Here is a 19952-nt window from a genome sequence, read left to right on the forward strand (position 1 = left end):
CGGGAGTGACTACCTTTCGGTGTGGTGGTCGGCGGATCGTGGAGGCTGCGCGCGGAACGGCGCGGCCGGCGGGGCGGACACACCGACCTCCGCGGCGAGGATGCGGCCGCTGCCGGGCGGCACCGGGTCGAGGCCGACCTGCGCGGTGGTGATGAACAGGATGCCGTCGGCGATGGTCACGGCGCTCGGGCGCGGGACGCCGGTCTCGACGACCGCGATGAGCTCGCCGTCCGGGGAGATCCGGCGCACCTCGGCCGCGTCCCACATCGCCACCCAGACGCAGCCCTCGTCGTCGACCACCAGGCCGTCCGGGTTACCGCCGGTCAGTGTCGCGACCGTGCGTCGACCGCTGAGCCGGTCGCCGTCGACGTCGAAGGCCTCGAGGCGCCGGTGCGGCAGGGTGTCGATGTAGTACAGGGTGCGTCCGTCCGGGCTGAACCCGATGCCGTTGGACACCGTGACGTCGGTGAGCGCCGTCGTCACGGCGAGGTCCGGACCGATCCGGTACAACGCCGACGTCGGCTCCCGCGGGGCGGACTGGGTGCCGACCCAGAACGCGCCGTCAGGCGCGCAGACGCCGTCGTTGAGGAAGCGACCCTCGCCGTCGCCGAGCCCGCGCACCCACTCGGAACGGACCCCGTCGGGCGTGACGTGCCACAGGCTCTGCCCGCCCGCGACCGCCCAGCCTGCGCCGTCGTCGACCATCGGCGCACCGACCCCGATGCGCGGCCCGAGATCTGCGGTGAACGTCTCGGTCAGGACCGTGCCGTCGAAGGCGCCGGCGTGGAACGTGCCGAGGCGCATGTCCACCCAGAGCAGGTCGCCGGTGCGTGCATCGACCCGGATCGACTCGCCCTGCAGGTAGGTGGCCGTGCTGACCGGTTCAGCTCTTGACCGCACCGGCGATGCCTTCCACGAACGAGCGCTGGAGGAACAGGAACACGATGACGATCGGGATGATCGCGATCGAGGCCCCTGCGGCCAGACCCGTCCAGTCCGTGGTGTCGGTGCCGAAGAAGTTGTACATGCCGACGCCGAGAGTGCGCAGCTCGGGCCGCCCGAGGGTGAACACGAGCGGGATGAAGAAGGAGTTCCAGGCACCGATGAAGTTCATCAGGACCACGGTGCCGGTGACCGGCTTGGCCAGTGGCAGCATCACCGAGCGGAACGTGCGCAGATACCCCGCGCCGTCCACCCGGGCGGCCTCGGAGAGCTCGTTCGGGATCCCGGAGAAGAACCCGACGTACAACAGCACCGGGACCACCAGCCCCGGGGCGGCCTGGGCGATCGCGGCGCCGAGCAGGCCGTCCTGCAGGCCGATCGCGTTGACCAGCTGGAACACCGGGATGATCGTGTAACCGTGCGGGATGAACATGGCCACGACCAGGACGCCCATCACGATCTTGCGGCCCGGGAGGGTCTTCTCGGAGAGGGCGTACCCGGCCAGGGAGGCCACCAGCACCTGGATCACGACGACCGCGATGGCGAACGTCAGCGTGTTCAGCGTGTAGTCGCCGAACCGGCCGGTGGTCCAGGCCCGGACGAAGTTGTCCAGGGTCCACTCGTTCGGCCACAGCCCGATCCCGCCGAGCAGCATCTCCTGCGGAGTCTTGAACGCGGCGGTGACCATCCACAGGAACGGATAGATCCAGATGAAGCAGAACGGGATCAGGAACAGGTGCCACCAGCGCATCCGGCGGGCCTGGCCGCTGACCCGGTTGCGGGCGCGGGGCCGAGGCTGCGTCGGCGGGCCGGCATCGCCGGCGACCTGCGCTGCCGCGTCCGCACCGGCCTGGGCGCCGGCGCCGGGAGTGATCAGTGCGCTCATGCTGCGGTCCTCTTCAGCCGGCCGGCCAGGAGCGGTCCCTGGAGCAGGGTGATGATCAGGGTGAACACGCCGAAGATGACACCGACGGCGCACGCGAAGCCGTATCGCGGTGCGGCGATGCTCGCATCGAACGCGTACCGGTAGATGTACGTCGGCAACACGTCCGTGGAGAAGATCGGGCCACCGCCGGTGACGGCCTGGACCAGGTCGAACGTGTTCAGGCTGCGCTGGAAGGTCAGCAGCAGCACCACCACCGCGATCGGCATGATCACCGGGATCGTGATGTTGGCCAGCTGCTGGCGGGCACCGGCACCGTCGAGCTTCGCGGCCTCGTAGAGATCCTTCGGGACGGTCTGCAGCGCCGCCAACCAGTAGATCAGGGTGATCCCGAAGCCCTTCCAGATGTCCACCACGACGAGGGTGGGCAGCGCGACGTTCGGATCCCCGAGGAAGTTGACCGGGCGATCGACGAGGCCGATACCGAGCAACACCTCGTTGACCACGCCGCCGACCGGTGCGAGCAGCACCGCGATGACCAGGCCGATCACCGCCGTCGTGGAGACCACGGGCAGGAAGATGGCGAGCCGGTAGATGTTGCGCCCACGCAGGAGCACATTGTTCAGGAGCATCGCGAGGCACAGCGCGGCCGGCAGCTCGATGAACAGGGCGCCGAGGGAGAACAGGAACGAGTTCCAGAACGCGTTCCAGAACGAGCTTGAGTTGAGCGCCTCCCGGAAGTTGTCGAGGCCGACGAACACCTCCGGCGGCCCGACACCGTCCCAGTCGAAGAAGGCGTAGGCCCAGGAGGCGACGATCGGCCAGAGGCTGAACGCGGTGAACAGCACCACCAACGGCACCAGGAACAACCAGCCCCAGAGCACCGCCTGCCGTCGGGCGCGGGTCTTCGAGGGCGCCCCCGGCTTCGAGGGTGCCGTGATCGCGGCTGTGGTCACCGCTTCACCTCCATCGTCGTGGCGGCAAGCCACCGTGGTAGCCCTGCACCCCGGGTCGGGACGGGCGGGACGGCCCGAAGCTCCCGGCGGGAGCCTACGGGCCGTCCGTTCAAACCGTTCGCCATCAGGCGGTGTAGTCCTCGAGCGGGTCCCAGTCGGCGAAGGTCAACTGGCTCCGGAGGTCGGCGTTCTCCGCCTCGTACTGGACGATCAGGGCCTCGACCTGGGTGTCGATGGCTGCGGCCAGCGGCTCGTAGTCCACGTTGCTGACGATGGACTCCAGGTACGCGTTCTTGACGTCCAGGTCCGCATTGCCACCGGCATCGGCCCAGAAGGCCTCGGCGCCCTGTGCGAGCAGCTCCGGGTTCGGCGCGGTGCGGATGTCCGTGGCCGCCACGGCCAGGATCCCGGCCTGGTCCTCGTTCTCCTGGGCCTGGTCCTCCCACGCCACCTGGGAGGCGGTGAACGAGCCGAACTCCTCGTAGTAGGCCTTGTAGAAGTCGACCGAACCGAGGAAGTCCATGGCCGCGAGGGCCAGTTCGGGGTTGGCCGACTCCGCGGACATCGACCAGATCGGCTGGTGGGCGGCCGAACGCGCCGCGTAGGCGACGCGCCCGCTGTCCGGGAGCGGCATCGACGCGATCCCCAGGCCGATGTCCGGTGCGAGCTTGCGGATCTCGGCGACGTGCCAGGTGGCCGACGGGTACATCGCCAACCGCCCGGCTGCGAACTCGGTGAACGGCCGACCGCCGTCCCAGCTCTCCCAGCCGGGCATGTTCACGCCGTCCGCCTGCAGCTGCCGCCAGACCTCGACGGAGGCGACCACGTTCGGGTTGGCCAGGTCCGGCTCTCCCGTGGTCAGGTTGATGCCCGGCTTCTGCGCGAACGGCTGCGCCACCTCGATGAAGTACGGCACCGAGACGGGCGCCACGCCGAACACGCTGCCGCCGCCGTTCTCGGTGATCGTCGTCGCCATCTCGACCATCTCCGACCAGGTCTCCGGCGGGGCGTCGTAGCCGTTCTCGGCGAGGATGTCGGTGTTGTACAGCCACAGGTGGGTGTAGCCCCAGTCGCCCCACACGAGCGGGATGCTGACGAGCTTGCCCTCCCGGTGCAGGCCGGAGGACGTCGGCTCGAGCGACCCTTCCGGGAACCGGGCGGTGAAGTCGTCGTTGACGAGGTCATCCAGCGGGGCGACCCAGCCACGGTCGTAGAATCGGGTCAGCGCGGCGGCACCCTGCACCCGCATCACGTCCGGCCCTTCGCCCTGCTGGAACATCAGCTCGAGCGCGTTCAGCTGCTGGTCGGAGGGGTTCTCGATGATGTTCACCGTGACCCCGGGGTTGGCCTCCTGGAAAAGATCGAACTGGGCCCGGTAGAACTCGCTCGCACCGGGCGGGTCAGGAACCAGCGCAACGGTGATCTCACCGCTGAGGCCGCCACCCTCGCCCCCGGAGGCGCTGCCGGCATCGGTGGGATCGTCGTCGCCGCCACCGACCAGGTTGCAGCCGGCGGTTGCCATCACCGCGCCCGCACCGAGCAGCACCGAGCGCCGCGAGAATCCTCGCGAACTTCCTCGTGTCGTCGTCATTGCACAACCTCTCTGTTGTTACGGATGTCGCCAGGGATGCAGGCGTGATCTCCATCCATCGGCTCACTGTACACGTCCTCTGGTTCGATTATCTACGATATGGTTCAGTCACCCTTCGGCTGGTGACAGCATTCAGCCCAGGACCCTTCGACGGGGAAGAAATGAGGCTACTGATGCAGAACGTTGCGATCCGCGGGCTGGTGCCCGTACTGGCGACTCCGTTCACCGAGACGCTCGATCTGGACCGCGGTTCACTGCGCCGGCTCGTGGAGTTCCAGGCTCGATCGGGCGCCGACGGCGTCGCGATCTTCGGCATGGCGAGCGAGGCGTTCACGCTCACCACCTCCGAACGGGAGGCGATCCTGACCGACGTGGTCGCCGCCGCAGGCCCGATGCCCGTGGTGGCCGGTGTCGGCGCGACCGCCATCGCGCCCGCGCTGGAGCAGTTGCGCCAGCTGGCCGACGGCGGTGCCCGCGCGGCGATGGTGCTGCCCCCGTTCATGGTGAAGCCGGGCCCGGTCCAGCTCGTCGACTTCTACGCGACGCTCGCGGCCGAGGCGGTCCGGCTCGGCGTCAGCATCATGGTGCAGGACGCGCCCGGCGCCACCGGCGTGGCCATGACCCCGGAGCTGATCGTCGCCCTCTCGGACATCGACGGGGTGGACTCGGTCAAGGTGGAGGCCCCGCCGACACTGCCGAAGATGTGCGCGGTCGCGGCCGCGCTGGGCGATCGCCCGATGGCGATGCTCGGCGGGCAGAACGCCCAGTTCGTCCTCGACGAGTACGCCTGCGGGGCCGTCGGCACGATGCCTGCCTGCGAGTTCACGGACCTGCTCGCGGCGACCCTGGCCGCGTGGAACTCCGGAGATCGCGCCGGCGCCCGGGAGTCCTTCGCCCACCTGCTCCCGCTCATCGTCTGGGGCCTGCAGTCCGGTCCGGCCTGGGCGATCCACAAGGAGGTGCTGGTGCGGCGCGGCGTCATCTCCTCCGCTGCCGTGCGCGCCCCCGCCCAGCCGATCCCGGCACGGATGGCGGAACTGCTGACCGAGGTCCTTGCGCCACTGCCCCTGACTCCGGCTAGCGTCTGACCCACGGCCCCGCATCCGGTCCGGCCCACCGCCGGACCGGATGCGAGACGAACGACCCCGATCCACCGAGATAGGAGTGCGGAGTGCGCGCCGTCATCGTCGGTTCCAGTTCGGTCACAGCCCAGCGGATCGCCGAAGCGTTGGTGGCCGACGGCGCTCGGGTGGTCGGCATCAACTCCTCCGACTTCGAGCACCCGGCGCTGGCCGCGAACGTCGTCGCGGACATGTCCGATCCGTCGCAGTCCGAACTGGCCATGGCGGCAGCCGTGGACATCCTTGGTGGCGACGGCATCGACGTGCTCATCACCGCGGCCGCCAAGCAGCTCGGTGGCCGGCTGCACGAGACCACGGTGCAGACCTGGCGGGCCGTGCTCGCGGGCACCCTCGACACGACCTTCAACGCCATCCATGCGGCCGTACCCCACCTCGGACCGGGCTCCGCGATCGTCGCGCTGACCTCCGTGAACGCCTACCTCGCTCACCCCGGCAACTCGGCCTACGCGACCGCGAAGGGTGCCGTGCACGCGCTCATCACCCAGGCCAGCCTGGAGTACGCCCCGCGCGGCATCAGGGTGAACGCGGTGGCGCCCGCGCTGATCGACGGCCACAACGTGCCCGACGGTGCCGTCGGCTATCCGATGGGCCGCACCCCCACGTCCGAGGAGGTGGCGCAGGCGGTCGCGTTCCTGGCGTCGCCGCGCGCATCCGGCATCAGCGGCGTGATCCTGCCGGTCGACGCGGGCCTGTCGGTGGCCTCCCCGGTCGCCTTCACGCGTCCCGCCATGGTGGAACAGTGGCGGAAGCCGTGACCGAGGCCGGCCACGAAGCGAATGCCCGACGGCGAGGGCCGGGTCGCGCCACCGGGTCGCCTTCGCGCGGCACGGGTGGGGAGCCCGGCTCCGGTGGCTCGAGCGGCTCCGGCACCTCGGGCGGCTCGGGCGCGTTCGGTCTGGTCGAGACGATCACCACCTGGATCTGCCGGCTCGCGGCACTGAACGTGACCTGGCTCCTGCAGACCCTGGCCGGCGGGGTGCTGCTCGGGATCGCACCAGCCACGTCCGTGCTCCACCAGCAGCTGCGGACCGGACTGCTCGACGACGTCCAGCGCGGCTACTACCGCGCGTCCTGGGGGCGGTGGCGTCGTGAGTTCTGGCAGTCGCAGCAGCGCTACCTGATCCCGCTGCTGACCCCTGCTGTGCTCGGCTTCTACCTCTGGCTGCTGCGCGGGCAGGTGCTCACGATCACGATTGCGATCGTGACCGCCGTCTACCTGTGCTGGCTGATCCACCTGCCCGCCGTCGCAGCCCGGGCGGACGAGGCGGACGCATCGGACACCACGGCCCCGCGGCGACCGACGGCCCTGTGGCTGCTCACACTGCGGAGCTTCGCGGCGACCCCGGTGCCGTTCGTTCTCGCCGGCCTGACCGGTGCCGTCGCCCTGGTGCTCGGCTACCTGTATCTGCCGGCCGCGCTCGTCTTCGCCGTGCCGGCAGTCCCGGCCCTGGCCGCGGCGATGGCCGCCCGGCACGTTCCCGAGCCGTTGCTTCTCCCTACGGACTGACCGACGCTCGGCTCACGCCGTGAGTGCGGTGAAGCCCAGTCCGACCGAGATCCGGTCCGCCTGTTCGATGAGCAGCATCGCGAGGTGGTCCTCGTTCTCGGGCAGGTTCATCGCGGAGAGCGGCCCGGAGACGGACATGGCGGCCACGACGGTGCCCGAGCGGTCCCGGATCGGCGCCGCAAGGCAGGCCCGGCGCAGCGCGAGCTCCTCGTGCTCGACGGCGTAGCCGCGGCCGCGCACGAGGTCGAGCTCCGCGAGCAGCTCGGTCAGCGACGTGATCGTGCTGTTCGTGTATCGCGGGTACTCGGCGCCGAGGAGCGCCTCCACGTCCGCCGCGTCGTGGTCGAGCAGCAGCGACTTGCCGAGCGCCGTCGCGTGCAGCGGGCCACCCCGCCCGATGAGCGTGGAGGCACGCGGGGCCTGCTTGCCCTCGAAGTTGCAGAGGTAGAAGAGCCGGTCGCCGGCGCGTTCCGCGACGTTCACACCGAGGCCGAGCTCGGCCGCCAGGTCCTGGGCCACCTGCCGCGCCTGGTGATGCACGGGGCTCTGGTTCAGGACCACGGCCGCCAGGTTCACCACCTCCGGGCCGAGCGAGTACAGGCCGCTCCGGGGGTCATGGCTCAGGAAGCCGAGCGAGAGCATCGCCCCGACCATCCGCGACACGGTGGACTGCCCCAATCCGCTCCCCGCGACCAGGTCGGCGATACGCTGTTGGGGATGCTGCGGCGTGAAGGCGGACAGCAGCGAGAGCGCCCGGTCGATACTCTGGGCGCCCTGCATCGGCTCCCGCTCGGCTGCCTTCGCCATTCGTGTGCCCCTCCACTGGGTCGACTCTGATCGAGTCCGCCCCACTATAGCGGATATTGGGACAGACATGCAGCATATGCATGTCTCATTCGGAGCGGTTGCCGCGATCCTGGTCGGGGGCACGACCCTGGCGTCAGACGGCGAGGAACCGCACGGCGCTGGCTCGGTGGTACCCGCCGGTGCGGACAGCCAGGTCGACGGTCGCGGAGGTGCCGCGCGCGAACGTCCAGGTGCCGAGCACGCGCCACTGGTTCGCCTGCGACGTCTGGTCCACGCTGATCGTCTCGTCGCCGCCGGCATGGTGGACCACGTAGGTGGCCGCGGCGGTGGTCTCGACATTCGTCGGGTACCAGACGGCCACCTCGTACTCACCCGCGCTCGGCAGCGTCGGCGTCCAGGTCGCGACGGAGCCGTCGCCGTAGTCGAGGTGGCTGTACCGGGAGGCGTGTTGACCCCAACCCGCGAGGCTGCTGCCACGCCAGTCCCCCACCTCGGCGTACCCGGGTTCGCCGTCGACGTTGCTGACGATGACCCCGCGATCGGCCACGCGGACCAGGGCGTCGCTGAAGCCCACGCCGTCGACGATGGCCCGGAACCGGTAGGTGGTCCCGGGTCTGGCCTCGGGTGGCGCGGTGATCGTCCAGGTGTACCGGCCCTCGCTACGCGGCTCGACGACGTACGTGTGTCCGGTCTTGCCCGGCCAACCCTCGGGTGGTGACATCCGGATGTATCCCCTGACCTCGACCGGACCCGCGTTCAGCACCGTGGCGGTGAGCACGATCGTCTCCCCTGGCCCGGAGATCACGCCCTTGTCTGCGGTCAGATCGGCCACCCGGCGCGGGTCGATCACGGCCAGTTCCGCGCTGTCGAGCAGCACGCCGCCGTCCGGACCGGCCACCCACGTCGCGGTGGCCCCGACCGGGTGGATGCCCAGGTTCCCGGCCGCCCAACCGGCCGGTGGCGTGAGAGTGGTCTCGAGCAACCGGACGGAGCCCGCGGGGACGCGCAGCGGCTCCCACGGCGCACCCACCACCCAGCCCTCCGGGACCACCAGCGTGACCGTCACCGCGTCGATGTCCGCGGCCCCGCCGCGGACCCGGACCACGACGGGCACCGTCTCAGCAGGCGTGGTCGCCTCCCGCACGTCGACCTCCCCGGCGAGCGGGACGCCGTCGGGCACCACCCCGGTGACCACGGGCGCCAGCGTGAGGGTCCGCTCGTCGGTTGCCACGCCGCCGACGACCAGACGGTAGGTGAAGGTGTCGGTCAGCTCGGGCAGCCGGATCGTCCACTCGTGCGGGTACGGCTTCTGGTCCGCGCTCGTGAAGGAGCCGTCGTTGACGTAGTACTCGAGCGTGGTGGGCCGCTCGGTGTCGATGAACACGTACGCGTCTGCACCGCGGCGGTCGGGCCGCGGGATCAGCATGGCCCGGGACAGGCCGAATCCGGTGGCCGGATCGGTGTCCTCGACGTGGAAGCTCCGGGAGGTGCGGTCCACCGCACCCGGCTGCCACTGCCACGGGACAGGCCGGCCGGCGCCGCGAACGATCACGGCGGTGATGCCGTGCGGGCTCACCTGGATCGGCAACCGCCCGCGCATGACCCGGCGACGCCGTGGTGCGCCGCCGTCCGCGATCACATCCACCTCGTAGTCGCGGCGGGCGTCGACGCCGCTCAGGTCCGGGTCGAAGGTGACCACGCCGGCCTCGACCCGCGCGGAGGTGTTCGTGACGCTGAGGTAGAGGTTGTCGTTGCCGACCCCCGTGAGCCAGTTCAGCCGGTGGTTGTTGAGCGTGACGATGCCGCGGGGGAAGTACGGCCACACCCCCTCCTCGCCATAGAACGTGCCGGGACGGTGTCCGTAGACCGAGAACTTGAAGAACACGTAGTTCGTCTCGAACTCGCGCGGGAAGGCGACCATTCCCCCGGACCGGACGAAGTGCTCGCTGAGGAGGTAGTCGAGCGTGAGCCCGAGTTGTCCGGGCATGTGGCTGAAGTACAGCGACGTGAGGCCGGGCGGGCCCTGCAACGGGAAGTCCGGCTTCAGGTGCGCGGCCACGAACTGCCGGTAGTAGTAGCCCGGGTAGTTCGTCCAGCGACCGATCACGAGGTTGTGCGCCACCGCGGCCATCATCTCGTCGCCGGTGTAGTGCGCCAGGCGTAGCAGGAATGGTGCCCACCCGGGGATCATCGTGAACCCGCCGGGCGGGTCGAGGCGGGTGCTGTCCCCGATCTTGAACGTGGTGAGCTGTTCGAACGTCAGCCCGTTGGTCGCGACCACCCACGCCGGTACGGATTCGGAGGGCACCTCGGTGTTGGGGTACTCGGGGAGCGCGCCGCCCTCCCAGTGGTCCAGCTGGGCGGAGATCACGTGCCCCGTCGGTGCGTCCACGTCGCCCCCGGGGACCGGCCGCACCATGGTCTGGGTGATGAACCGCGCTGCCTCCGCGTGCGCTCCGGCGAGGATCTCGGGGTTGCCGGTGAGCTCGTACGCGACAACCATCTCGGTCCAGCCCTTGACGTAGCCGTAGGAGAACGCGCTCTCCGCCGAGTTCGTCGTGTACGGGGTCAGGATCTCGTCCCGGGCGTACCGCTCCGCCTCGGACTCCAGTTGGGTCAGGTGCGCGCTGTCCCCGGTCAGCACGTAGCTCTGCATCGGCGTGCTCACCGACGTCCGGTACGCCTTCGTGGTCCTGGCCAGCACGGCGTCGGTCGCGAGCTGGTGGATCCCGCCGGCCTGCCCGCGCAGCTGCCGAGTCATCGGCACCAGTGTGGAGGCGTCCCCGCTGACCCCACCGAGGCGCCACAGGGTCCGGTTTCCGTAGATCGGCGCCTCCTTGACCGGGGTGAAGCTGAACGTCGGCCGGGAGATCTGGTATTCGAGCGTGGGCCGGACGCGCTTGTCGTAGAAGTCGTCCGCCTCGTCCGGGTGGGCCGTGAGGTAGAACGCGGTGAGGAGGACGCTCGCCGTGGTGATCCGCACGGAGAATTCGTTCTCGGGGTCGACGAAGCCCTTCGCGCGCGACCACCAACCGCTGAACGAGCGGAGGAACTCCTCGGAGTCGTCGCCGTCGGGTTGGACCCGGATGAGATCGACGAGATTGTGCACGGTCTCGGTCAGGGACGTGTCGAAGACGTTCTCGCGGTAGGCCGCGTAGGCGTACTCGCCGCGGCACAGGTCCACGTACGTGTCGTAGAGCGCACCGGCAGCGGCGACGAGTCCGAACGCGTAGCCGACCGATTCGCCCGGCTCGAGGTGGGCGAGCAACCCGGCGTGCGGACGGTAGATGGTGGGCTGCACGTCGTCGGAGTCGTTGCGCAGGCTCATCCCGAACGGCTGGCCGTCCGAACGCAGTTCCCGCTCATGCTCGAACTCCATCACCTCGGCGGGGATGTACACGCCCAGGGTCGCCTGCCCGTCCCCGGGCAGTCCGTCGAGCCGGCGCTGGACCAGGGCCATCGGCGCCCACAGCTCCCAGGCCGCCAGGCTGTGCTGGTCGCCGATCACGCGAGCGTGCTGCAGTGCCCCGCACAACACCTCGACGGCGTCGTCCTCGGTCGCGGTGTCGAACGACTCGTAGGCCACGATGTAGTCGTCGGCTACGGACGCCTCCAGGGACCAGTGCGCCTCGGGCCGGTCGTGCGCCAGCGACCAACGGACCGTGAGGGCGTACCGCCCTTCGGCGATGCTCCGGAGTTCCACGGTCTCCTCGTCCAGCTGGACGACGGAGTCGAATCCGACCCAGTTCGGCGTCATCGTGTCGAAGTACCGGTGCCGGGTACCGGCGTCAGGACCGGTCAGCACCACCCATTGCTCGTCGAAGCGACGGTCCGCGGAGGTCACCGGGACCCAGGTGCCGTCGACACCGACGAACAGGTCGCGCACCACGGTGGCGCCGCCCTCCCAGACGGCGTGGTGGAACTCCAGTCGGTAGGCCTGGTTCTCGATCGTGACGGCTGGGGTCAGCGTCAGGCCGGGCTTGTCCAGCCGTCGTAGGGCGTCCGGCAGCGGGCCCTGCCCGGCGCCCGGATCGGCGCCGGCGGATAGGGCGGGGCCGCCGATCAGCGGTGGTAGAGCCGCCGTGGCGACCAGCAGCCGGAGGGCGCTGCGGCGGGAGATGGAGGGGTCGAGCGGCATCGTTGCCACACCTTTCCGGTGCCTCAGGGACGCCGGCGACACTCCGACGACGCCAGCCTGTTGAACTGGTGATCCATATACTGAACACCGACAAACGCTAGCAACGCGCCGATCGCTTGGCAAGACATCCTTTCCATCAGGTGGTTGTCGAATCCATATTTCAGCGCTAGCGTCCGTGATATAGATCCGTAACCTGTTCGGTGCTGCGGGGGTGTCCTCGGTCACGGTCGGCACGTACGGCGTCAGGGAATCAGTGCCGATCCATGCCCGCGACGTCCGCTCCGAGCCGACCCGCCATCCCATGCCGCCCGATTCGACCCGCGGGCATCGACGCCCGCGGTCACCATGAAAGGGAGACCAGATCGTGAACGAACACACGAACGGTCCGTTCCAGACCACACGGCGCCAGGCGATCGGCCTGCTGATCGGTGCCGGCGTGTTGCCTGCGCTGACCAATGTGGGCTTCGCCGGGGCCGCCCAGGCGGACCCGCTGCCGCGGCTACCCCTGACCGCGCCGTTGCGCGGCGTCGACAAGCCCAACCTGAGTTTCGAAGAGCTGACCACCATCTCCGGGCGGAACCACCGGATCACCTTCCACCGGGCCACCTGGGACGGCCCCGACGGCGGCCGGGTCGGCGCGATCGTGCGCGACACCCAGGTCCGCTCGGGTTCGACCTGGCTGACGGCGAGCGGCGAGTCGGCCCGGTTCGACGAGCAGTGGGTGGTGGTCGCCGGGGACCCGACGTTCCTCGGCGGCGGCAACTACTACCCGTCCGGGACCCCGCACTGGCTCGCCGCCGAATCCGTGAACCAGATCGGCGACACCGTGGTGGAACTGACCGCGGGTGTGGACGACGTGCTCGATCTGACGATCCGCTGGGACGTCTCGGGGAGCCTGCCGCAGGTGCAGTGGTCCCTGACCGTGCATGCGGACGACGGCTACGTGGTCGGCTACCAGGCGAATGCGGTCACGGACGAGGACGATGTCACCGAGGTGCTCTGCGGCTCGCAGCAGCACGCCCGGGTGATCGGCTCCGCGACCGCGATCAAGGCGTGGGAACTGTTCGCCCCGATGGCCCTGGTCTCCTACGAGGTCGACGGCGTCACGCTCACCACCGGCGTGTCCATCCCGGCGGACGTGCTCGAGTTCGAGCACGAGCGGTTCATCGGCCCCGAGGACCAGCCGTTCGCGATGAGCCTGCGCAACGAGTCGAAGCAGGTGCAGGCGGTCGCGTACGCGCCGCCGGGCGGCCTGCGCTCGGCCCTGACCGCGGGTCAGTCGGTCGGCTACGCGTTCGGCGTGGTCATCAGTGCCGCACCGTTGTACGAGACCCAGACGGCGCTCTCCCGCGCGGAGTACGGGTTCGACCGCTACCGCCGGAACATCTACGACACCTCGCTGACGGACACGGTCCACAACATCATGGACCTGGTCGCGATCGAGCCCGACGGCGATGACTCGGTCGACTTCATCCCGTCGGTCTCGGGGTGGTGGAACCGGGACAAGGGGTTCGCGAACATCGAGGCGGACCAGAACGTGCGCACCTCCGTGGCCAGCGTGCTGCTGAGCGCGAACCTGCTCGCCTCCCGGCCCGAGGCGGCCGGCGACTTCTGGCAGCGGCGGGCCCGCCCGCTGCTGGAACACATCATCTCCCGCCGGGACATCGGCCATACGCCCAAGGCCGGCTTCCACAACTACTCGCCGCTGGGCGGCTGGGTGGGGGACGCGAACACGATCGTGCCGGTCTGGGATCTGCTCCAGGGCAGGTCCGCCGGGGTGCACGCGATCGCACTGGAGACGATCTGGCGCAAGTACCAGTTCCAGGGCCGCACCCCGATGAACATCCCGCTCTCGGCGTACCTGTTCAGTGGTGACGAGGCCTGGCTCGCCCAGGCCGTCGAAGTGGGCAAGTGGTACGCCCGCCACAACATCGACACCCCGTACACCGTGAACCAGGGCACGTCCGCGTTCGGGTACACGTACGTCAAGGCCTGGCTGGAGCTGTTCGTGCTGTACGAGCTCACCGGTGACTCCGAGCTGCTCGCGGCGGCACACCGCGAGGCGAAACGGTACATGGGCCTTTTCGAGGTGCGGCCGGTCCCGGAGACCACGATCACGTCCCCGGTGGGCGAGCCCATCGACGACATGTACTACAAGTGGGAGGTCAGTGACGGCATCCCGACGTACCCGCGGGAACTGCCGATCACCGAGGAGAACGTTCCGGCCTGGATGGCCTCGACCACCGGCCTGACGTTCGAGCAGCTCAGCACCTACCTGAAGACCCCCGGCGGCGGCTTCACGCTGAACCCGATCTGGGCGCCGTTCCTGCTCCGCCTCGCGCAGGTGACCGGCGACGACTTCATCCGGGACATGGCGCACAACATGGTGGTGGGCCGGTTCACGAACTACCCCGGCTACTACAACCGGCAGTTCGTCACGGCGCCGATGCGGCCCGAGTACCCGATCGAAGGTCCGCCCGGTACCAGCAGCATCTACTTCCACCACGCGCCGGCCCAGCTCGGCCTGGCGATGGACTACCTGATCAGCGAGCACGAGTCCCGCTCCGAGGGTCAGATCACGTTCCCGAGCGCGTTCGAGTGCGTGTTCGTGTACTTCCGGTACCGCACCTACGGGCACACGCCGGGCTCGTTCTACGGCGATGACGGCGTGTGGCCGTACTTCCCGAAGGGGATCGTCGAGGTCACCAACCCCCAGCTGAACTGGCTCACCGCGGTCTCGGCCGACGCGTTCTACCTCAGCCTCACCAGCGAGTCGGCCCGCGTCGAGAACGCGCAGGTGACCTTCGACCAGGAGCTGACCGGGATCGACCCGGGCCGCACCTACGAGGTCGAGATCCGGATGGACAACGGTGCGCCCCGCAGCGGACGCATCGTGCGGGGCCGTCTCCAGGCCCGGGTCGCCGCGCACGGCATCACGACCGTCAAGATCCCGGGCGCGGGCGCACTCCAGCCCTGGCAGCAGCTGCAGGAGACGCCGGACCGGGCCGCCGTGAGTTACCACTTCGACGACTTCGACAACTCCGGTGGCACCACCGGGGACCGCGTCTACGGGATCACCCTGCCCCGGCCGGACCGCAGCGGCTACGACGTGTACATCCAGTCCAGCGCGGCGGACGGTACCGGTGTCCGCCTCGACTACCGGGTCGCCGGTGGCGACTGGGTGCAGGCCCCGGAGAAGGTCTATCCCTACGAGTGGACCATCGGTGTGGACGACCTCACCGCGACGTTCGACTACCGGGTCACGGTGGCCGGCGTGGCCCGCCCGGACCGCTCGTTGTACCTGCCCGCCACGGTGACCGGCGCGCTACCCGCCGGGCAGACCGTGGGCGGCGACCTGCTCCTGCGACCCTCGACCACGCCGTCGGACCCGGTCACGGTGACCGCACGGATCCGCAACACCTCCGGCGCTACCGCCACCGGGATCGAGGTCAGGGTCTATGCCCAGACCGGCTGGACGCTCGAACCGGAGTCGCCCGCGCCCACCGAGCTCGCCGACGGCGAGGTGGCCGACGCCACGTTCATCGTCACCCCCACCGCCGGCGCCACCCCGCGTTCGTACCCGGTGACCGGGCGGGTGCTGTTCAACGGAACCGGGAACCAGGTCCTCACGCCGGGCGCGGTCACGGTGTTCGCGGCCACCGATGTGATCGAGTGCGTCTCCGACCGGAGGGCGCTGCCCGGCCCGGGCGCGAGCGCCACCATCAGCCTCACCCTGATGAACCGCGGGCCGATCGCCCGGACCGGGACGGCCACCCTCGGCCTGCCGTCCGGCTGGACCGCGGAGCCGGCGGCGGCGGACTGGTCCATCGAGGCCCGGTCCCTCGCGGAACTGACGTTCACGGTCACCGCGACCAACGCCCCGCCGGGCAGCGGCGGCTCGGTCACCGTCAACCCGGGTGCCGGGATGGCGGCCACCTCGATCGCCTACACCGTCGGTGATCCGAACGACGTGATCATCGGGCCGGATGCGCAGGGATACTCGGAGGTCGGCAACTGGCTGGCGAGCAGCCTCGCCGGGCCGGACGGGTCGAAGTCCCGGTACAGCCCGGAGAGCCAGTACGGCGGCCAGGCGATCTGGACGCCCACGATCGCGACGGCCGGCACGTACGACGTATCGATCTGGTACCCGACCAACAACCAGACCTCCGAGGACGTCCTCATCGAGGTGACCAGCCCCACCGGGGCGGACACCCACCACATCAACCAGCAGGAGCTCGCGGGCCAGTGGCGCCTCATCGGCTCCTATGACCTGGCCCCGGGGGAACCCGCGTCGGTGGTCATGACCGCGATCTCCGGCCTGTACACCCGGGCCCACTCGGCGCGGTTCCGGCTCCAGGGTGCGCCCAACCCGCCCGGTGTCGAGGTGACCGGCGCGCCGGCCCACGTCGACCCGGCGACCGGTGCCGACCTCACGGTGACGGTGACCGGTTCGGACACCGACTTCACCGGCGAGGCCGTGGTGCAGCTGCCAGACGGGTGGGTGGTCGATCCGCCGTCCGCCCCGGTCGAGGTCGCCCAGGGCGAGAGCGTGGAGCTGACGTTCGCCGTGCAGCCGCCTGCCGACGCCCCGACCGACACCGCCTTCGAGGGCTCGGTGGTGGTCGCCGACGCGACGGAGTCGTTCGCCGCGGTGATCGGAGCGCCGCCGGACCCGCTGATCCTGGACAACCACTCCCCCGAGTACTCGGAGGAGGGCACCTGGACCTCGAGCAGCCTGGCGGGCTGGGACGGTCGAGCGTCCCGGTGGGCCCATGGCAGCAACGGCGCCCGCACCGGCAACTGGGCGCCGGCCCTCGCCGAGGGCGGACGCTACCTGGTGTCCGTCTGGTACGGCACGGACGCCAACACCACCCGCGCTGCGACCTATGACGTGGTGCAGTCCGGAGGCACCAGCGCCACGGTGCGGATCGACCAGCAGGAACGTGCGAACTCGTGGCGCACGATCGGCGCCTTCGACCTCGACCCTGCGACGGCGCACGTGCGGCTGCGCTGTGAGATGGCCGGGCACCACCGGCTGAACGGGGTGATGTTCACCCCGGTGGTCGCGCTCTGACACATCCGCCGAGATCGAATCCGGTCACCCTGGCAAGGTGACCGGGTGCGATCCTCACGCAGGCCGCACGCTAGGTTCTCCCTGGCCGGCCGGTTCTGCTCGGCACCGCCACACGGGACACAACTACGGGGGACCAGATGCGCAAGGATCAGGATGGCCACGAGATCTGGGTGATCATCGGGCAGTCGAACACCGCCTGCGGCGATGGATTCGACCCTGTCCTTGACGCGCCGGATCCGCGCGTGGACCAGTTCGTCGGCCGAGGACCGCTGTTCGGGCAGGTGATTCCGGCCGCCGAGCCGCTGCTCCATCCGATCGACATGGGTGTCCGAATCGGGTTCGGGCTGACCTTCGGCAAGCTACGTGCCCAGACGCTGCCCGAGCACCAGCGCGTGCTGCTGGTCCCGTGTGCGAAGGGCGGCACCGGGTTCCGGCCGTGGGGCGGCTACACCTGGGACCGCCACGATCTGGACGCTCCGTTCAACTTCTTCCGGTTCACGATCATGCAGACGGAAGCGGCCCTGGCGGCTGGGCCGAACAACCGGATCGGCGGCTTCCTGTGGCACCAGGGGGAACACGACACCACCCCCGAGGCCCACCCGCTCTACGCCGACCGACTTGACGATCTGATCGGTGGCCTGCGCGCCCGGTTCGGTGCGGACCTGCCGTTCATCCTCGGGCAGCTGAACCCCGACCACATGCAGCGGGTCGCGGCCGATCAGCCCGGCTACGCCGCGGTAGATCGGATCCACGCCGAAACCCCGGCGCGGGTGGCCCGCACCGCCTTCGTCACTGGCCCGGCCGGTAGCTACAACTCCGAGGCGGACACCATCCACTACAACGCCGCGGGCCAACGCGAGCTCGGCCGACGCTACTTCGCGGCCGCCCGGGAGCTGCTCGACCCGGCCTAGCCGACCGCTCGCCGAGGCGTGTGACCTGGTGGCCCTCGACGGCGGGATCCTCACCCGCCGTCGAGCCTTGAGGACATCCGGAAGTCGTAGTGGGCGGGCAACGGCTCGTCCGTGCCGACGAGACGCTGGAACTCCTCCCACAACCGGTCGAGGCCGACCTCGCCCTCGCGCAGGTCCGGCAGCACGAGCGGCGCCTCGAGCAGACGTGCGGCGCCGGCGGCATCGCCGACCCGGATCAGCGCGAGGCACTCGAGATAAGCGATGCGCGGATGTTCCCTCGCGTCGTCGGCGAGTCCGTCGAGTAGGGCGAGCGCCTCGGCGGCGTGGGATCCCTCGAGCAACGCGGTGAGCGCCTCGATCGCCAGCCCGGTCCGGCTCCGGTCGAGCTCGTGTGCGCGGACCAGGTCACGGGCGCGGGAGGCCCCGTCCGGTGCGGTCAGTGCGAGCGCGCGCCACGCGTCGGGCGAGGCGTACGCGTCCGCCGAGGACCGCCAGTGCTCACGGGCCCGCTCGGTGTTCCCGGCGGCATGTTCGGCGTGGCCAAGGAGGAGGTCCCGGAGCCAGCCCGGCTCGGCCGCCTCCAGATGCGCCTCCCACTGCGGACCGACCGCGGCGCTTCGCTGCAGCGCCGGGCTCGCCGCACCGGTCCTGGCGAGGTCGAGCCACGCCTGCTGCTCGGCGCTCAGGAGTTCGGGGTCGAACGGGGTCGCAGGATCGAACCCACGGTGACCGGCCGCCACTTCCAGCGCTCCCCAACCCAACGCGTCGACCCCACCGCGCAACGGGTGCTCGTGGACCGGTGCTGCCTCGAGCGCGGTCAGGTGCTCGTGGGCCCGGTCCAGCGACTCCTCGTCGACTGCGGCGCGGGCGGCCGCGGCAACGGCCACGTCCCAGTCGCCGTTCCCACCGTCGATCCGGATGGGTCGGTAGCTCTCGGTGAATCGCCAGGACTCCCCTGCGGGCAGCCGGAGGTGCTCGAGCTGGGTCCGGGCCAGCCCGGCCTGGATCTCGGCGTACGACCGCCGCCCTGACAGCCACTTCTGCCAGGTCACGCCACCGGGACTCCCACCCCAGGTGAACACCTTGCGGCCCATGAGCCGTGACGTGGACGCCTGGCCCAGGCCCACGCCGTCACCGTCCACGGCTGCGATCCACGGGTGCTCGCCGGCGGTGATGCAGAAGTAGTCGGCGCTGCCCGCATGCCGCGCCGGCCAGCTCACGTCGACCCCGTCCCGGACGGGGAAGGGGACCTCGCTCAGGCTCTTGGCGTATCCGAAGTGGAGTGCACGGTCGGCAGCCACGACGACCCGGGTGTCCTCGGTCTGCGGCACTGCGATGTTGCTCCACCAGTAGACCGGGAGGTCCGCGTCCGTGGGATTCTCGATGAGCACGTGGGTGAACAAGGAGTCGGAACCGTCGGGCAGCCAGGCGTCGAGTCGCCAGGTGACCCCGAGCAGACGCTCGTACGCCCACATCCGAAGCACGCCGTCGCCGACCGTCCCTGCTGCGACGGGCTCGGCGGTCAGCCCCCAGTGGCCGGTGGTGCCGAGGTTCCACTCGACGCCGCCGGCGAACCAGGCATTGCGCAGGGCGAGGTTGGCGAACTGGATCGCGTCGGGCCGGTGGAGGACCTCGCGCTGGGTCTCGAGGTCGACGAGGCTGAGCAGGCGACCACCCTGGTCGAGGCCGAACGTGGCCCGGAGGCGCCCGTTGTCCAGCACCGCGACGCGCTGCTGCGTGTCCTCGATGTCTCGTCCGTAGGCGTCCTGGTACCGGTACGGAAGGACCGTCGGGCGGCGCTCGAGGTGCGCCGGTCCGACCCCAAGGACCTGCTCCTCCGCCGGGGTGGCCCGCCGCCCTCCGCCGCCGTCGAGGATGAGTTCACCGTCCGTCCCGAGCCGGGACATCGGGAGGACGGCGGTGGTGATTGCGACGTTGCTCATGCGGCCCTTCGCTGACGGAGTTCACGAGTGACCAGAGGGTATCCGGCTCGGGTGTGAG

General features: G+C 70.1%; 12 protein-coding genes. 5 read left to right on the forward strand and 7 right to left on the reverse strand.

The genetic code is table 11. The features are described 5' to 3' along the window. Positions 1-9: 9 nt before the first annotated feature. The 4 genes from KCQ71_RS13535 to KCQ71_RS13550 all read right to left on the reverse strand — a co-directional run bounded on the left by KCQ71_RS13535 (position 10) and on the right by KCQ71_RS13550 (position 4372). The gene (locus KCQ71_RS13535; protein ID WP_223406733.1) at positions 10-900 is read right to left on the reverse strand and encodes an SMP-30/gluconolactonase/LRE family protein; all 891 of its coding nucleotides are present in this window, start codon (positions 898-900) and stop codon (positions 10-12) included. Further along, on the reverse strand, positions 884-1828 hold the full coding sequence (locus KCQ71_RS13540; RefSeq protein ID WP_223406734.1) for a carbohydrate ABC transporter permease: 945 nt from the start codon (positions 1826-1828) through the stop codon (positions 884-886). The genes KCQ71_RS13535 and KCQ71_RS13540 overlap by 17 nt, the downstream gene beginning before the upstream one ends. Further along, positions 1825-2781 carry a carbohydrate ABC transporter permease gene (locus tag KCQ71_RS13545; protein ID WP_223406736.1) on the reverse strand — a complete coding sequence of 319 codons (957 nt, stop codon included), beginning with the start codon at positions 2779-2781 and terminating at the stop codon, positions 1825-1827. Before KCQ71_RS13545 ends, KCQ71_RS13540 begins: the two co-directional genes overlap by 4 nt. Positions 2782-2905: 124 nt before the next feature. Next, positions 2906-4372, reverse strand: coding sequence for an ABC transporter substrate-binding protein (locus KCQ71_RS13550; RefSeq protein ID WP_223406738.1), 1467 nt, complete (start codon positions 4370-4372; stop codon positions 2906-2908). Positions 4373-4545: 173 nt separating this feature from the next. Here KCQ71_RS13550 and KCQ71_RS13555 point away from each other — a divergent pair, with 173 nt between their 5' ends. The 3 genes from KCQ71_RS13555 (at position 4546) to KCQ71_RS13565 (ending at position 7021) form a co-directional block, all read left to right on the forward strand. After that, entirely contained in the window at positions 4546-5460 is a 915-nt protein-coding gene (locus tag KCQ71_RS13555) for a dihydrodipicolinate synthase family protein (protein WP_223406740.1), read from the forward strand. Positions 5461-5543: 83 nt separating this feature from the next. Further along, on the forward strand, positions 5544-6269 hold the full coding sequence (locus tag KCQ71_RS13560; protein WP_223406742.1) for an SDR family NAD(P)-dependent oxidoreductase: 726 nt from the start codon (positions 5544-5546) through the stop codon (positions 6267-6269). Further along, positions 6254-7021 (forward strand): DUF624 domain-containing protein, encoded by a 768-nt coding sequence (locus KCQ71_RS13565; RefSeq protein ID WP_223406744.1) that lies wholly within the window; start codon positions 6254-6256, stop codon positions 7019-7021. Before KCQ71_RS13560 ends, KCQ71_RS13565 begins: the two co-directional genes overlap by 16 nt. Before the next feature lie 12 nt (positions 7022-7033). Here the strand turns inward: KCQ71_RS13565 and KCQ71_RS13570 are convergent, their stop codons facing one another. Beyond that, positions 7034-7828: an IclR family transcriptional regulator gene (locus KCQ71_RS13570; RefSeq protein ID WP_223406746.1), complete on the reverse strand. Its 795-nt coding sequence runs from the start codon at positions 7826-7828 to the stop codon at positions 7034-7036. Positions 7829-7961: 133 nt separating this feature from the next. Beyond that, on the reverse strand, positions 7962-11966 hold the full coding sequence (locus KCQ71_RS13575) for a golvesin C-terminal-like domain-containing protein (RefSeq protein ID WP_223406748.1): 4005 nt from the start codon (positions 11964-11966) through the stop codon (positions 7962-7964). A gap of 364 nt (positions 11967-12330) precedes the next feature. Between KCQ71_RS13575 and KCQ71_RS27650 the strand changes: the two genes are divergently transcribed. Both KCQ71_RS27650 and KCQ71_RS13585 read left to right on the forward strand, forming a co-directional pair. Further along, a complete protein-coding gene (locus KCQ71_RS27650) occupies positions 12331-17040 on the forward strand; it encodes a golvesin C-terminal-like domain-containing protein (protein WP_223406750.1) in 4710 nt (1569 codons plus the stop codon). Positions 17041-17177: 137 nt separating this feature from the next. After that, the gene (locus tag KCQ71_RS13585) at positions 17178-17951 is read left to right on the forward strand and encodes a sialate O-acetylesterase (RefSeq protein ID WP_223406752.1); all 774 of its coding nucleotides are present in this window, start codon (positions 17178-17180) and stop codon (positions 17949-17951) included. 50 nt (positions 17952-18001) lie between these two features. Here the strand turns inward: KCQ71_RS13585 and KCQ71_RS13590 are convergent, their stop codons facing one another. After that, complete coding sequence (locus tag KCQ71_RS13590) at positions 18002-19894, reverse strand: DUF5107 domain-containing protein (RefSeq protein ID WP_223406754.1); 1893 nt, start codon at positions 19892-19894, stop codon at positions 18002-18004. Positions 19895-19952: the final 58 nt, after the last annotated feature.

Source organism: Occultella gossypii, from assembly GCF_019947135.1.
GTDB lineage: Bacteria > Actinomycetota > Actinomycetes > Actinomycetales > Beutenbergiaceae > Occultella > Occultella gossypii.

Excerpts from the sequence above, each read along its gene's own strand:
- KCQ71_RS13540 (WP_223406734.1), bottom strand. The coding sequence starts at position 1,828 with ATGAGCGCACTGATCACTCCCGGCGCCGGCGCCCAGGCCGGTGCGGAC.
- KCQ71_RS13550 (WP_223406738.1), bottom strand. The coding sequence starts at position 4,372 with ATGACGACGACACGAGGAAGTTCGCGAGGATTCTCGCGGCGCTCGGTG.
- KCQ71_RS13555 (WP_223406740.1), top strand. The coding sequence starts at position 4,546 with ATGCAGAACGTTGCGATCCGCGGGCTGGTGCCCGTACTGGCGACTCCG.
- KCQ71_RS13570 (WP_223406746.1), bottom strand. The coding sequence starts at position 7,828 with ATGGCGAAGGCAGCCGAGCGGGAGCCGATGCAGGGCGCCCAGAGTATC.
- KCQ71_RS13575 (WP_223406748.1), bottom strand. The coding sequence starts at position 11,966 with ATGCCGCTCGACCCCTCCATCTCCCGCCGCAGCGCCCTCCGGCTGCTG.
- KCQ71_RS13585 (WP_223406752.1), top strand. The coding sequence starts at position 17,178 with ATGCGCAAGGATCAGGATGGCCACGAGATCTGGGTGATCATCGGGCAG.
- KCQ71_RS13590 (WP_223406754.1), bottom strand. The coding sequence starts at position 19,894 with ATGAGCAACGTCGCAATCACCACCGCCGTCCTCCCGATGTCCCGGCTC.